General features: G+C 64.0%; 12 protein-coding genes. 7 read left to right on the top strand and 5 right to left on the bottom strand.

Translation table 11 applies throughout. The features are described 5' to 3' along the window. Nucleotide 1: 1 nt before the first annotated feature. Both MLB1_RS07665 and MLB1_RS07670 read left to right on the top strand, forming a co-directional pair. Nucleotides 2–892: a universal stress protein gene (locus tag MLB1_RS07665; RefSeq protein ID WP_180749027.1), complete on the top strand. Its 891-nt coding sequence runs from the start codon at nucleotides 2–4 to the stop codon at nucleotides 890–892. Then, a complete protein-coding gene (locus MLB1_RS07670; RefSeq protein WP_180749028.1) occupies nucleotides 885–2,426 on the top strand; it encodes an APC family permease in 1,542 nt (513 codons plus the stop codon). Before MLB1_RS07665 ends, MLB1_RS07670 begins: the two co-directional genes overlap by 8 nt. A gap of 39 nt (nucleotides 2,427–2,465) precedes the next feature. On the opposite strand, the gene MLB1_RS07675 is transcribed toward MLB1_RS07670, so the two are convergent. Further along, nucleotides 2,466–3,080 (bottom strand): hypothetical protein, encoded by a 615-nt coding sequence (locus tag MLB1_RS07675; protein ID WP_180749029.1) that lies wholly within the window; start codon nucleotides 3,078–3,080, stop codon nucleotides 2,466–2,468. Between the two features lie 19 nt (nucleotides 3,081–3,099). Further along, nucleotides 3,100–4,281 carry a hypothetical protein gene (locus MLB1_RS07680; RefSeq protein ID WP_180749030.1) on the bottom strand — a complete coding sequence of 394 codons (1,182 nt, stop codon included), beginning with the start codon at nucleotides 4,279–4,281 and terminating at the stop codon, nucleotides 3,100–3,102. Nucleotides 4,282–5,081: 800 nt separating this feature from the next. On the opposite strand from MLB1_RS07680, the gene gabT reads away from it, so the two are divergent. From gabT to MLB1_RS07700, 4 genes are all read left to right on the top strand, one after another. Then, complete coding sequence (gene gabT / locus MLB1_RS07685) at nucleotides 5,082–6,431, top strand: 4-aminobutyrate--2-oxoglutarate transaminase (RefSeq protein ID WP_180749031.1); 1,350 nt, start codon at nucleotides 5,082–5,084, stop codon at nucleotides 6,429–6,431. Then, nucleotides 6,428–7,882, top strand: a complete 1,455-nt coding sequence (locus MLB1_RS07690) for an NAD-dependent succinate-semialdehyde dehydrogenase (RefSeq protein ID WP_180749032.1) — start codon at nucleotides 6,428–6,430, stop codon at nucleotides 7,880–7,882. Before gabT ends, MLB1_RS07690 begins: the two co-directional genes overlap by 4 nt. A 107-nt stretch (nucleotides 7,883–7,989) precedes the next feature. Then, nucleotides 7,990–9,015 (top strand): agmatine deiminase family protein, encoded by a 1,026-nt coding sequence (locus MLB1_RS07695; protein WP_180749034.1) that lies wholly within the window; start codon nucleotides 7,990–7,992, stop codon nucleotides 9,013–9,015. A 3-nt stretch (nucleotides 9,016–9,018) separates the two neighbouring features. After that, nucleotides 9,019–11,025: an amidase gene (locus MLB1_RS07700; protein ID WP_180749036.1), complete on the top strand. Its 2,007-nt coding sequence runs from the start codon at nucleotides 9,019–9,021 to the stop codon at nucleotides 11,023–11,025. Between the two features lie 4 nt (nucleotides 11,026–11,029). Here MLB1_RS07700 and MLB1_RS07705 read toward each other — a convergent pair whose 3' ends face one another. Continuing rightward, entirely contained in the window at nucleotides 11,030–11,974 is a 945-nt protein-coding gene (locus MLB1_RS07705) for a TauD/TfdA dioxygenase family protein (protein ID WP_371750570.1), read from the bottom strand. An 85-nt stretch (nucleotides 11,975–12,059) separates the two neighbouring features. On the opposite strand from MLB1_RS07705, the gene MLB1_RS07710 reads away from it, so the two are divergent. Continuing rightward, nucleotides 12,060–12,779, top strand: a complete 720-nt coding sequence (locus tag MLB1_RS07710) for a CoA pyrophosphatase (RefSeq protein WP_180749038.1) — start codon at nucleotides 12,060–12,062, stop codon at nucleotides 12,777–12,779. 3 nt (nucleotides 12,780–12,782) lie between these two features. Here MLB1_RS07710 and MLB1_RS07715 read toward each other — a convergent pair whose 3' ends face one another. Next, nucleotides 12,783–13,178 (bottom strand): hypothetical protein, encoded by a 396-nt coding sequence (locus MLB1_RS07715; protein ID WP_180749754.1) that lies wholly within the window; start codon nucleotides 13,176–13,178, stop codon nucleotides 12,783–12,785. Nucleotides 13,179–13,216: 38 nt separating this feature from the next. Next, nucleotides 13,217–14,716 (bottom strand): M28 family metallopeptidase, encoded by a 1,500-nt coding sequence (locus tag MLB1_RS07720; RefSeq protein ID WP_180749040.1) that lies wholly within the window; start codon nucleotides 14,714–14,716, stop codon nucleotides 13,217–13,219. Nucleotides 14,717–14,781: the final 65 nt, after the last annotated feature.

The raw sequence follows: 14,781 nt of genomic DNA on the forward strand, positions 1-14,781 counted from the left end.
CGTGAACACCGCCGCCAAAAGGATTGCCGTTGCATACCTGGCCACTCCGGGCGGCGATGACGCTCTGGCGGTGGGAGCACAGATCGCGCGCTCGCTAGGTGCGCACCTCGATCTGTGCATGGTGCTTCCCCAGGACCGTCCGATCCTCGCCCCGCTTCCGCAGCAGGAGCGCCAGGACATATTGTCCGAGAACGCCACTCACTGGCTGAAACATGCCGAGGCCACCATTCCCGACGACCTCACCGTAAAAACGCATATCAGCTTCCACGAGTCGATCGCCGAGGGTCTCATCGCACAGTGCGAGGCCCTGGGAGCAGAGGCCGTCGTGGTGGGTGGATCCGGGGGTGGGCTGGTCGGCAGCCTGTCGCTGGGATCAGTGGTCAACGAGCTCGTGCACTCATCCCCGATACCTCTGGTGATCTCGCCGCGTGGTGCGCGCTACCAGAAGAACCTCCGAGTTCGCGAAATCACCTGTGCCATGGGAACCCGGCCAGGCGCACGCGTGCTACTGGACGCGGCGTTGCATGCCTGCCAGCGCGCGGGAACACCGCTGCGTCTGGTGTCACTGGTCTCCGTTGACCCGATTCCCGGCGGGGACGACGATCAGTCGGCGCGCGAACGCGCAACCATTCACGCCCAGCAGTCCCTCGAGACAGCCAAACAAGTACTACCGCCTAACTTTCCGGTCACCTCGATCGTGGCCAACGGGCCGACGGTGGAGGCGGCCGTCAATAAGCTCGACTGGCACGAAGGCGACGTCATCATGGTCGGCTCCAGCCGCCTCGCGCAGCCACGGCGACTGTTCCTCGGGTCGACGGCTGCCAAGATGCTCCGGGTGTTGCAGGTACCGATGGTCGTGATCCCCAAGGAAGAAGCGGCCGACCATGACTGAGGATGTGGCTCGTACCGAGCTGGAACAGTCCGAGCACGCCGAGGGACTCGTCTCGAAAGGCTTGGCGGCCGGGCGTATCGGCACCTTCACCGGCGCGATCCTCGGCATCTCCACGGTGGCGCCGGGATACACGCTCACCGCCAGCATCGGCCTGATCGTCGCCGCCGTCGGCCTCAAGATGCCGGCCATCCTGATCGCGGGATTCATTCCGATGTTCCTCACCGCCTACGCCTATCGGGAGCTGAATTCCCGCGCACCCGACTGCGGGGCCTCATTCACCTGGTCCACCAAGGCATTCGGACCTTACATCGGCTGGATGTGCGGCTGGGGCATGGTGATCGCTACCATCATCGTGTTATCCAACCTGGCATCAATCGGTGTGCAATACGGGTATCAGTTCCTAGGTGCCATCTTTCATAATCAAACACTCGCCGAACTCGCCAATGACAAGGCCACCAACATCATCTCGACCGTGGCGTTGCTGGCCATCGCCACGTACATCTCCAGCCGTGGCATCACCACGAGCGAAAAAGTGCAATACGTTCTCGTCGGATTTCAGATGATCGTGCTGGTGCTCTTCGCCGTCGTCGCCATCACGAAGGCACCCAGCATCGCCGGACATCTCGACTTCGACCTCGACTGGTTCAACCCGCTGACCGGACTGACCTTAAGCGCCTTTGTCATTGGGCTCGTCGGCTCGATATTCGCATTCTGGGGTTGGGATACCTGCCTGACGCTCGGCGAGGAGTGCAAGGACCCGACGAAGGTACCCGGACGTGCCGGCCTGCTGTGTGTGCTGTCGATCCTGCTGACCTATCTGCTGGTGGCAGTTGCGGTCATGATGTTCGCCGGGGTCGGCGACACCGAATTGGGCTTGGCCAACGAGGAGAACAAGGACAATGTCTTTGGCGCCCTCGCCAATCCGGTGTTGGGCAGCTGGTTCGGCCCACTACTCCTCCTGGCGATATTCGCCTCTGCGGTGGCGAGCCTGCAAACCACTTCCCTGCCCGCCGCCCGCACCATGCTTGCCATGGGGACCTACGGCGCATTCCCGAAACGGTTCGCCACTGTCAGCCCACGATTCCTGACGCCAACATTCAGCACGGTGGTAGCCGGTGTGGTCACCGCAGTCTTCTACACCGTTGTCAGCCTACTGTCCGACCGCACCTTGCTGGATACCATTGCCGCCCTTGGCATCATGATCTGCTGGTACTACGGCATCACAGCCTTCGCCTGCGTGTGGTACTTCCGCGCGGAGCTGTTCCAGAATGCCCACAATGCCGTCTATAAGTTTCTCTTTCCGCTCCTGGGCGGGCTCATGCTGGCAGGGGTGTTCGTGATCTCCGTGCGCGAGAGTATGGATCCCGAGAAGACTGGAAGCGGTGCCTCGATCGGCGGCATCGGCCTGGTGTTCTATCTGGGCTTCGGAGTCCTCTTCGTCGGGGCGATACTCATGGTGATCATGCGGTTCCGAAACCCCGACTTCTTCCAGGGGCGCACCCTGGCTCGGGGCACCGCACCGCTGCCGAAATGAGATAGGAAATCATCGACGAACCCGACTCATCGGGGCGTTTCACCGGCCCGATGAGGGACTCACGGGGTTTGCGATGGCATCCAGCAGGGCCTGAGTCTCTGAACTCACCGGCCTGCCGTCCATGAGATTTTGAGCATCGGCACTCGAGAGTTCCTCATTTCCCATCACGCCGTATTCATTCTTCGGGTTATCAGGTTTGAAAGCCAGAGCGACAATATAGGTGTGTCCAACCTGTACGAGGGGCTCACCTAGCAGCGGACATTCCTTTGTCCCGCCTTGGATGGCCTTCGATACATCCGGCAATTCACCCTTTATCGGCTTAACCCGTCGCAATTCAAAAATCGTACGTGGGATGTTCCCTGGCGACATATCGAAACTCTCATCTACGACACGCTCTACTGAAATAACAGCGACAACGGCGGCCCTACCTGAGAGGATGCGCCAGTCACTCCGGTCATAGTCAAACTGCCGATCAATCAGACCGCACTTGCTGGTTGGTGTCGGCGTCGCGGCGCTTTGCGTAACCTGGGGGCTCTTGGGCTCGTCCGGGGATGCTTTTGGCTGTTGCGAGGACGAGCAGCCAAGAGGCAGCAAGCCCATCAAGCAGGCGACTGCGAGGCTTCCTATTCTTAGATTCTTCATTGCGATTCCCATCTCATTTTCTCCCTGTCGATCACGACCATCGTTGACGGACGACCGCGATATCCATTGGCGTGGGCGCTGTCGGGGGCGACGGAGCGATATTTGCGTTCATTACCGTCGTCGGGCAAGAGTGCGCTAATCCAAGCGCATGACCCATCTCGTGGACAATGTTGGAGACAACTTTATCCTGAGCGGCCGTTGGTAGCCAGGCACTATTGAGTTCGATCACATTGCTCAGCTGCTTATACTGGCCAATGACCGTCCCGCCATCTGGGAGGGTGTTCAGTCCAAGATCAAGCGATAAGAACTTAATTGCACCCTCGCCGGGCGCGTTCACAATTGACACCGCATGCTGGGCAGCCTTCCATGCCGCGATAGCCGTGTTAGCCGCATCAAGCTGACGCCCTTGCAGAGCCGAGGTGTCGACATTCAGAACTTTCCCGCCAGGAGGGCCGGTCACCCCCGAGTACGAAAGCGTGTACAGCTCACTGAAATTCGCCGCGGGTAGCGAGCCAGCACCTGGTAACGGCGCACCGCTCATCGCCAAGCTTAGAAACCCCACATCGCACTGCTGATCTGTGTTGTTCTTGCCGTTTTCCTTTTGAGAAGTCTCGTCGTTGGAATTCTCAGAGCGGGGCTCTGGCGCGCGCTCAGTCTGTGTCGGCTGTCCAGTCTGTGTCGGGGGCGGCGTCTGACTCGGCTGCTGTGGCTGGTTGCCCTGTTGTGGCTGCTGTGGCTGGTTACCCTGTTGCGGTGCTTGATATTCCGGGTTGGCTTGGCCGGGGCCTTGGGTGTACGGGGTGGCAGTTTGGTAGCCCGGGGGTTGGGTGCCGTGCTGGGGCTGCTGGCCACCTTGTTGAGGCTGCTGACCTCCGGCCTGTTGTCCGGCTTGCGGCGCGCCGCTGTTGTAGATGTTGATTCCGCTGTTTTGGTCTAGGGGCGGCAGGTTGTTGCCGCCCTGGTATTCGGGCTGTGACGCTGGCATTTGGGGTGGCTGGAATTGAGAGCCGCCGCCATCGGTCATGCCGCCAGTGGGCCCAGGCGGGCCGGTCGGTTCCGCGATCGCGGCTGGCAGTCCGAGCACACCGATGCCAGTCGTGGCGTTGATGTTCAGGTGCCAGCCCGCTATCGCGACGGCCGTGACCGCGATGGCTGCGAGAGCACGCCGGATACCAACGGGCGTTCGAGTTTTCGGTGACTTCATGGGTGTCATCGGCGTTCTCCCTTTCCCTCAGGCTCACGTGCGGCACTAGCGGTTGCGATTGGACGGCGGTCGGGGCCACGCGCTACGGGTTGGCAGAGCGGGTACACACGGACCGCTGGGGTCAGCATGGGCGCGTCAGACAGTACGCCAGCGTGATCGCCGGGTCTATTATCAGCACACCAAGCTAAACCACATGGATAAGTAGCCATTGACGACGGTCCTGAATACGGCATGCAGCCCGAATCTACGGCCAACTCATCATCCGAGCGAGACCAAAACGACTCCCCCCCAATCGGGTCCGCTACCGCGAGATCATCCCGATTAGATAACTTTAATTCCTAGAAACTAACAGTTCAAAGGTACAGTATGTCTATACAGCAACCTTGTCAACCAATTGTCAGGTTTCCGCCGGAGCCACCTCCCTGGCGCTCGCCCCGAGGATTGATCGTCACGACACCCGCCCACGTCGACATTGCCAGATCGCAGGTCTAAGGGTTCGCGAGGGATGATTACCTATTGTTTGCCAACCTCGGTCGAATGCCAAATGTAGCGAAGGATGAGAACTTCACCCCATTGCCATAACCATCGGCCTGCACGTTTCGCGTACGCGCTCGCGGGGCCCTAAGAAGACCCACACCTCTAGCCATGTCGGCGTACCGGTACCAATGCGCCCAAAGGTGGCCGTACTCGACATGCCAAAACGGCGGGTCCACAGACTGCTGATGGACAAATCGGCCATTCCCAGAAAGTGACCATCGCGGCAGACTGAGATCGCAAGATCTCAGGTCAGATCCAGGACAGGACGCACCATGAACGACATCACGTATCGCCTTGCCCAGAAGCGCAATATCGTGACACCCCTGCCCGGTCCCCGGTCCAGCGCGCTCGCCGAACGGCGGCGTGCTGCGGTATCCGCCGGTGTCGGCTCCACCGCCCCCGTCTACGCCGTCGACGCTGACGGCGGTGTCATCGTCGATGCCGACGGCAACTCCTTCATCGACCTGGGCTCCGGTATCGCGGTGACCACCGTGGGCGCCTCTCATCCGGCCGTTGCGGCTGCAATCGCCGATCAAGCAACACATTTCACCCACACCTGTTTCATGGTGACGCCCTATGAGGCATACGTCCGGGTGGCCGAGCTCCTCAACGCCATGACGCCCGGCGACCACGAGAAGCGCACCGCGCTGTTCAACTCGGGCGCCGAGGCCGTGGAAAACGCCATCAAGGTGGCACGGTTGGCGACAGGCCGCCCCGCGGTCGTCGCCTTCGACAACGCCTACCACGGCCGCACCAACCTGACGATGGCGCTCACCGCCAAGTCCATGCCCTACAAGTCGCAGTTCGGCCCCTTTGCGCCGGAGGTCTACCGGATGCCGGCCTCCTACCCGCTGCGTGACGAGCCGGGACTGACCGGCGAAGAGGCCGCACGCCGCACGATCTCCCGCATGGAAACCCAGATCGGTGTGCAGTCGCTGGCCGCGGTCATCATCGAACCCGTCCAGGGCGAGGGCGGGTTCATCGTCCCCGCTCCCGGATTCCTTTCCACGCTCGCGAATTGGGCGCGGGAAAACGGCGTCGTCTTCATCGCCGACGAGGTGCAGACCGGATTCGCACGCACCGGTGCATGGTTCGCCTCCGAACACGACGATGTCGTCCCAGATATCGTCGCCATGGCCAAGGGCATCGCCGGCGGCATGCCGCTCGCGGCCATCACCGGGCGCGCCGAGCTCATGGATGCGGTGTACGCGGGCGGACTGGGCGGAACCTACGGCGGCAATCCCGTCGCCTGCGCGGCGGCCATCGCGACACTGGATGCCATGCGCGACCTAGACCTGCCGGCTCGTGCACGCGCCATCGAGACCTCGGTGGTACCCCGGCTGCGGGCACTCGCCGAGGAAGTGAGCGTCATCGGCGAAGTACGCGGCCGCGGCGCCATGCTGGCCATCGAGATCGTCGCATCCGGCACTCTCGAACCCGACGCGGCGCTGACCAAAGCCATTGCCGCCGAGGCACTGTCTCGGGGCGTCCTGATCCTCACCTGCGGTACGTTCGGCAACGTCATTCGGTTGCTACCGCCGCTGGTGATCGGTGACGATCTACTCGACGAGGGCATCACCGTCCTCGCCGACATCATCCGCGAGAAGGCGAGCAACCGGTGACCGACCACGCAACATTGATCGATGCCGTCCCGACCGACCTGTGGATCGGGGGCAAGCAGACCCCGTCATCGACGGGTGCCCGGTTCTCCGTCCACAACCCGGCAACGGGTGCTGTGCTCACCACCGTGGCCGATGCCTCCGCCGCGGACGGCGCCGTCGCACTCGACGAGGCCGTCGCCGCGCAACGCTCCTGGGCAGCGACCGCGCCCCGTGAACGCGCCGAAATCCTGCGCCGAGCATGGGAATTGGTGATGGCCCGACGCGATGACTTCGCGCTGTTGATGACCCTCGAAATGGGCAAGCCGCTGGCGGAAAGCCAGGGCGAGGTGACCTACGGTGGCGAGTTCCTGCGATGGTTCTCCGAAGAGGCCGTCCGCATCAACGGCCGGTACACCGCCTCGCCAACCGGCACGGGCCGGATCCTGGTGACCAAGCAGCCCATCGGTCCAACCCTGGCCATCACCCCGTGGAACTTCCCACTGGCCATGGGCACCCGCAAGATCGGCCCGGCGTTGGCCGCCGGTTGCACCATGGTCGTCAAACCCGCCGGCGAGACCCCGCTGACGATGCTGCTACTGGGACAGGTATTCGCCGATGCCGGATTGCCTCCCGGCGTGCTCTCCATTCTTCCCACCTCGCGCTCCGCCCAGCTGACGGAACCCCTGCTGGCCGATCCCCGGCTGCGCAAGCTCACCTTCACCGGCTCCACCGGCATTGGCAAGATTCTGCTGGCGCAGTGTGCGACGAGGGTTTTGCGCTCATCGATGGAACTGGGCGGTAACGCACCGTTCGTGGTGTTTGATGACGCCGACATCGACGCCGCGGTCGACGGCGCGATGGCAGCCAAGATGCGCAACATCGGCGAAGCCTGCACCGCTGCCAACCGTTTCCACGTCGACAACGCGGTACGTGCCGAATTCACCGAGAAGCTCACCGCGCGCATGGCCGCACTCACCATGGGGCCCGGAGACGAGAGCGGTGTCCAGGTGGGTCCGCTCATCACGGCCAAACAGCGTGCCTCCGTTGACGAATTGGTACAAGACGCCGTCGCGAAGGGCGCCGTCGTCACTGCTGGCGGGGCTGCCTCCGATGGTGACGGATTCTTCTATCCGGCCACGGTGCTCACCGATGTGTCTTCGGACGCAAGGATTCTCCGCGAGGAGGTGTTCGGCCCCATCGCCGCGATCGCCGGATTCGACGGCGAAGACGCGGGAATCGCTGCCGCCAACGATACCGAGTATGGACTGGCCGCCTACGTCTACACCACGAATCTGGATCGCGCGCTGCGGGTTTCGGAAGCCGTCGAATCGGGGATGGTCGGCGTCAACCGTGGCGTCATCTCCGATGTGGCGGCGCCGTTCGGTGGTATCAAGGAATCGGGTATCGGCCGGGAGGCCGGCAGCGAAGGTATCGAGGAATACCTCGAAACGAAATACATAGCGCTGCCATAGATACCGTGACGATCGGCCCGCCCTGACAGCGCACCGAATCCACCCCATCGATGCAACGTTTCCACCGAGCCGGGATTACCCACATCGGCGCAACCTTGGAGGCACACATGGCATGGCGGATGCCGGCAGAAACCGAACCGCATGAGCGGATCTGGATGGCGTTCCCGCGTCCGGGACTCACGTTCGGCGACGATGACGCCGCGCTCGAGGCCGGCTATCAGGCCTGGACGGCCGTAGCGCATGCGGTGCTCGCCTTCACGCCGGTGACGATGGTGGTCGACCCGCGCCAGCAGGAGCGCGCCCGGCGAATGTTGTCCTCGGATATCGAGCTGCTCGTCGCCCCGCTCGACGACTTTTGGATGCGCGATATCGGACCTACGTTCGTCGTCGACGACACCACGGGTGAACTGGGTGCCGTCGACTGGATCTTCAACGGCTGGGGGTCGTCAACTCCGCAGAGCTGGTCACATGATCGCGAGATCGGCCGCACAATCGCGGCTGCCGCCGGCGCGACCCTCGTGTCGTCGTTGTTGGTCAACGAGGGCGGTGCCATCCATGTCGACGGTGATGGCACCGTACTGCTGACCGAGACCGTATTGCTTGATCCGCTGCGCAATCCGCACGCCGACCGCAGCCGTGTCGAGGCCGAACTGGCTCGCACCCTTGGCATCGACCACGCCGTGTGGCTACCGCGCGGCCTCACGCGCGACTACGAGCCACTCGGCACCAAGGGGCACGTCGACATGATCGCGACGCTGCCCTCACCCGGCACCGTCTTACTGCATGCACAAACCAATCGCGACCATCCCGACTACGCAATATCGGCGCAACTCCGTGCCGCGTTCGCCGATGCGGTCGATGCCCGCGGTCGCTCCTTCGACGTGGTCGATCTGCCTGCGCCGGCGACGCTGCGGGATGCCGACGGATTTGTCGACTGGAGCTATATCAATCACCTTGTCACCGGAGACGGCGTGATCCTGTGCGGCTATGACGAGCCGGCCGCCGACTCGCACGCCGCGGAGATTATTGCCGAGGCTTATCCCGGCCGAGAGGTGGTACTGGTCGATGCGCGGCCAATCCTCGCCGGTGGCGGCGGCATTCACTGCATCACCCAGCAGCAACCAAAGGTCTAGGCGATGGATGTCGTGGAGGCGAGCATCGCCGATCTGCAGGCCGCACTCATCACCGGGGAATCGACGTCGGTCGCACTCGTCGCCGAGTATCTGCGCCGGATCGCCGCCTACGACCGCGGCGGGATCACCCTCAACGCCGTACCCGTCCTCGACCCGCAGGCATTCTGCGCCGCCGCCGAGTCCGATGCGCGTCGCGCCGCCGGTGCCACGCTCGGCCCGCTCGACGGCATCCCGTACACCGCCAAGGGTTCGTACGCCGCGACGGGGCTGCCGGTGGCGGCCGGATCTCCGGCCTTCGCCCGACTCATCTCCCAACGCGATGCGTTCACCATCGCTCAACTTCGCGCCGGCGGTGCGGTGCTGCTCGGGCTCACCAACATGCCGCCGATGGCGAACGGTGGCATGCAGCGCGGCGTGTACGGCCGGGCCGAAAGTCCCTACAACAGCGACTATCTGACGTCGGCGTTCGGATCGGGATCGTCCAACGGATCGGGTACCGCAACGGCCGCCAGCTTTGGCGCGTTCGGGCTCGGCGAGGAGACGTGGAGCTCCGGGCGGGCACCGGCCTCGTGCAACGCCCTGGTGGCCTACTGCCCGTCCCGCGGGGTGATCTCGGTACGCGGCAACTGGCCGCTCGTGCCCACGATGGATGTCGTCGTTCCACATACCCGCAGCGTCGCCGACCTGCTGGTGCTGCTGGACATCATCGTCGCCGACGACCCCGAGCCGCGCGGCGACTTCTGGCGCCGCCAACCGTGGGTCGAGATCCCGGCGGCATCGACATTGCGACCCAAAAGCTACCGCGCACTAGGTGATTCCGACGCCCACGCACTGCGCGGCGTCCGGCTGGGGGTGCCACGGATGTATATCGGCGATGCCTCCGGTGACCGACCGGTGCAGACCCGTCCAAGCGTCCTCGAACTATGGCGGCGCATCGCCGACGACCTGTGTGCGGCAGGCGCCGAGGTGCTCGAAGTGGACTTCCCCGTCGTCACCAATTACGAGGGCGCGGCAACGATGCTGGACCGCGGACTCATCCCGGCCGGATACGACGCACGTGAACTGTGGGACCTTTCCATCTGGGGCTGGGAGGAATTCCTACAGGTCAACGGCGATCCCGAGCTATCGCATGTACGCGACATCGACGGTGCACTGATCTTTCCGCCACCACCTGGTGCACTGCCCGATCAGTATGACCGTCACCACCTCGACCTGGAGGTCGACCTCGGCGAGTATCCGGCCCGCGCCGCCGCCGGTATCGCCGAGCTGGAACAGATCCCACTGATTGCCGAGGGCGTCGCCGGGCTGGAGGCGGCGCGTCGTATAGACCTCGAGGGGTGGATGGACACGCTCGGCCTCGACGCCGTCGTCCATCCCGCAGTCGCCGATATCGGCGCCGCGGACGCCGATGTCAATCCGGCGTCGGCCGATACGGCCTGGCGCAACGGCACCTGGGTGGCCAATGGCAACCTCGTGCCGCGTCACCTCGGAATCCCCTCGGTCACCGTACCGATGGGCACGCTGAACGATATTGGGATGCCTGTCGGGCTCACGATCCTCGGTCGCGGCCATGACGATGTCCGGTTACTACGCCTGGCCGCCGCCATCGAGGCAACTCGAGATCGGCGTACCGCTCCCCTGCGGACACCGGCCCTGGCACCTATCGCATTACCGGTCGCCGCGGCGGCTGTCGGCATCGCGCCGCAATGCGTGCTCACGGTCGACGAGTCAGACCTCGGCGACGGTGATTGCGCCGTCGCCATCACCCTTGCCGTCGAAGGTATGGACCCCGACGCCATCGCCGACGCCAAACTGTATGTCGACGGCGATGAGCTCACGCTCGCGCGGGGCGACAACACGTTTACCGCCTCGACGTCGCTGCGCGCCGCGACGTCACGGCCACGCCATTCGGTGTGGCGCGACGCCTACGGCTCTCTGATCGTGGCCTTGGTCCAAACCCGCGATGGCCGAACCTCTGGAGCGTGGACTACGGCTTGCGGGATCGCCTGACAGATCAGGCCGCGAACAGCTCCAGCCGGCGCGGCTCCTCGATCACCGAGTAATGACTGGCGTCTCCCTTGAGGACCTGGCTCGACCGGCCGTGAACGTCCACCGGGACGTCACCGGCCAGCGTGACGCGGTGCAGCTCACGGCGCTGCTGCCCGAAGTCGGCAATCCCGTAGTGCTGGGTGGCTCGGTTATCCCAGATGGCGACATCACCCAGCCGCCAGTTCCACCGGAAGGTGTTCTCCAGCTTGGTGATACGCGCCTGCAGTAGTTGGATGAGGGCGGCAAACTCGGAGCCGCCCAGGCCATCGAAGCTCTTGACGAACTGCCCCAGCAACAGGCTGCGTTCACCGGTTTCCGGATGCACCCGCACCACCGGATGCAAGGTTTCGTATTCCGAGTGGGTGAACTCGCTGTAGTACGCGGCGCGACGCTCGGCGCTAACCCCACCCGATGCCCCCGCGGATGCGTAGTCGTAGAGGTTTGTGTGGATGGCCCACAGATCCTCGACGAGCGCACGCAGCGGCGTCGGCAGTTGTTCATAGGCCGCGACGGTCGACGCCCAGGTGGTGGCACCTCCATAGGATGGCAAGGTCACCGCACGGAGCACCGATACCTTGGGGATGCGGTCCACGAACGTGACATCAGTGTGCCAGCCGTTGGCCGCGCCTTCGAGGTTCAGCAGCTCGGTGCCATGGGACGTCACCGTCGGGTGCGGCAGCGTCGGCTCCCCGAGTAGACCGGCGAACGCGTACTGCCCGGCGTCGTCAAGACGATGCTGCCCGGTGAACACCAGCACCTTGTTAACGGCCAATGCGATACGGATTGCCTCCACACGTTCGGCCGGGACATCGCCGCCGAGCTCTACGCCATCAATCCGGGCACCAATATGTTCACCGAGCTTTTCCACGGTGATACCCGCATCCCGATATATACCTTGCGTCAGCGTCACCCCGGCATCACAACAACCACTGCCGCACAAACCCAGGTATTGAGCCAGGTCGATTCCAATTCCGGTCCCGGCATATGGTCGAAGCGTGACCATCGCGTACAACGAGCAACTGCGGGACCGGATTCGCGGACATCTGACGGGCCATGAACGTCGCACCGTCGATGACCCGGACAAACGCCGCGCCGCGGTGGCCGTGGTGCTGGTCGATTCAGATCTGGGTGAGGACCGCGTTGACCCGGCGCCGGTTGACGAGTGGATCGGCGGCCGGGAGATCCCGGAGAGTGGGCTCGACGGCCGGATGGTCGACGTTTCGGGTGGCGCGGCATTCCTGCTGTGCCGCAGAGCCTCCCGCCTCAATTCCCATGCCGCACAGTGGGCGCTGCCCGGCGGGCGATTGGATCCGGGCGAGGACGCGGTCCAAGCCGCGTTGCGTGAGCTCGACGAGGAACTGGGTGTCGCCCTTCCGGATTCGACGGTGCTCGGACTGCTCGACGACTACCCGACACGGTCGGGGTATGTGATCACCCCAGTGGTGGTGTGGGGTGGCGGACGCCTGGAGATGCGCCCCTCCCCTGACGAAGTGGTCGCCGCGTATCGGGTGGGGTTACACCAGCTGCAACGTGACGATTCGCCTCGATTCGTCACGATTCCGGAAAGCCCACGCCCGGTGGTGCAGGTCCCGCTGGGCAATGACCTCATCCACGCGCCGACGGGGGCAGTCTTGCTGCAGGTGAGATGGCTCTGTCTAGAGGGCCGCGGCGATCGCGTCGACGAGCTGGAGCAGCCTGTCTTCGCCTGGAAGTGAGGATCAGGACACGCCGGCGCGAGCCAGCACGGTCGGTGTCCCATAGGGCGCGTCTTGCTCCGCCACCCAGCCCGGGTCTAGATACACCGAGTTGGACGCGATCACATTGCCGTCGCGCAGGATCTCGCCGAGGTAGTTGCCGCCCTGGTCGCTGAATATGCTCACCTGCGCCTCACGAGCCGTCATCGCTATGTCATGCGTCCAGGGCACGAAGGGGTCGAGCCAGGTGTACTTGACCGCCTGCTCCCCCTTACCCGTGCGGTAGGAGATGACCACTTGGCGATTGCTCCCCGGATCCTGCGCGGTCACGCGATAGGTCATTTTCACCCCGGGCTCGGCCTGCGCCACTGCGGCGGCCGGCAATCCCAGCACGGCGCCGAACGCGAGAGCTACCAGCAAAGCGAGAATTCTTCTCATGCGCTGGGATGCTATCGGCCCTAGCGCTGCTGCGGAGAGTGTCGCCGAACTTTGCGCTCCGGTACCCCATTGGGTCCTGTGGTCGCCAGCGCATAGGTGCCGACAGCGAAGGCCACCGCCGAGCCATTGATCGCCAGCGCCTCTTTGCCGATATTCGCGACGGTGTCCTTGGGACCGTGGTAGTTCGGGTCGAACGGCTGCCCCGCACGGCCCTGCCAGGTGATGGCTTCGGGGCCACTCATCCGTTCCAGCGCACCCGAGCTGATACCGCCGACGGGGATACCCGCGGCCAGGAACGGCCCGTAATCGGATCTGCCGTTGAACTGCTCGGCCGCCGGTCGCTTACCTGCCAGGTTGAGATATCCGGCGAAGGTCCGTTCTATCCCTGCGGAGCCCTCGGGTACGTCCAGTGGCGGCCTGTTCGGATCGGGTTTGGCCGCCGACTGGTCACCGTCCAGCACGAAGTACCCGGCGTTGGGTGAGCCCAGCATGTCGAAGTTCAGGTACAGCGCGATGTCGTTGAGCTCCTCGGCGTTCCGGCCCTTGGCGTACTCCAGCGAGCCGGCCAACCCGTCTTCCTCGGCGGCCCAAAACGCGAACCTGACGGCGTTGTTGACCACCGGCTTGGGTCCGAGCTGCAGCGCGGTCTCGAGAACGGCGGCCACACCGGTGCCGTTGTCGTTGATACCCGGCCCCTTCGACACACTGTCCAGGTGAGCTCCGGCCAGCACCACATTGGCCGGATCGCCCGTCGCGGTCTGGGCGATGATGGTGCGTGAGCGCACCTTCGCAATGTTCATATCGAGCACCAGCGTTATCGCCGACGAATTACGTCGCAGGAGGGTATCGACTCCCGAGTCGACAATCCCGACCGGAATAGACAGCTGCTCATAGTAATTCGGGGTGAACAGCCCTTCGCTACCACCGGACTGCATCACCACCAGCACCCCAGCGGCGCCCTTCTCCTTGGCGACATTCTGTTTGTCGACCACCGAGCACCCGACACCATCCACCACCGCGATCTGACCGGCGACCTTGAGGGTGCCGTAATCGGCCGCGGCACAACCACTGGCCTTGCCTGACGGACGGATGGTGCTCGCCTTGAGCCCATCCTTGGGGGTCTGGACGAAATAGGAAGCCTGATCCACCGCGTAAGGACGGCCACCGATTTCGACAAGTGGCTTACCCTCGGTCAGCACCTTGAGCCTGGACAGCTCTGGAGCCTGCACGTCGAAACCGCGGTCCTTCAACGCCTTTGTGACGTAGTCGGCACTTGCGTCGTAACCCGGGGTGCCCTCGGCACGGTTCCCGCCGTTGGCGTCTGCCACCTGCTGCAGCTGCTGCAGGTGCGCCATCATCGCGTCCACGGTGACCGTGCGCGCCAGGTCCGCAGCCAGGTTGGGGCTGGGGGGTGGAGCAGTGGCACCCGGTGAAGTCGGGTGCGCACAGCAGCTCGCTACCGCCGCAATCGCGAGCACGGAGCAACCGCGCGCGAACCCCCGGACGCGAAATAACGGCATCAATAACCTCTTTGGAACGTCAGTGGAGTTGTGCGAATCGAGCAATCGCACACGCTACCGCACCA

The organism is Mycobacteroides sp. LB1 (genome assembly GCF_013449725.1).
In the GTDB taxonomy this organism is placed as follows: domain Bacteria; phylum Actinomycetota; class Actinomycetes; order Mycobacteriales; family Mycobacteriaceae; genus Mycobacterium.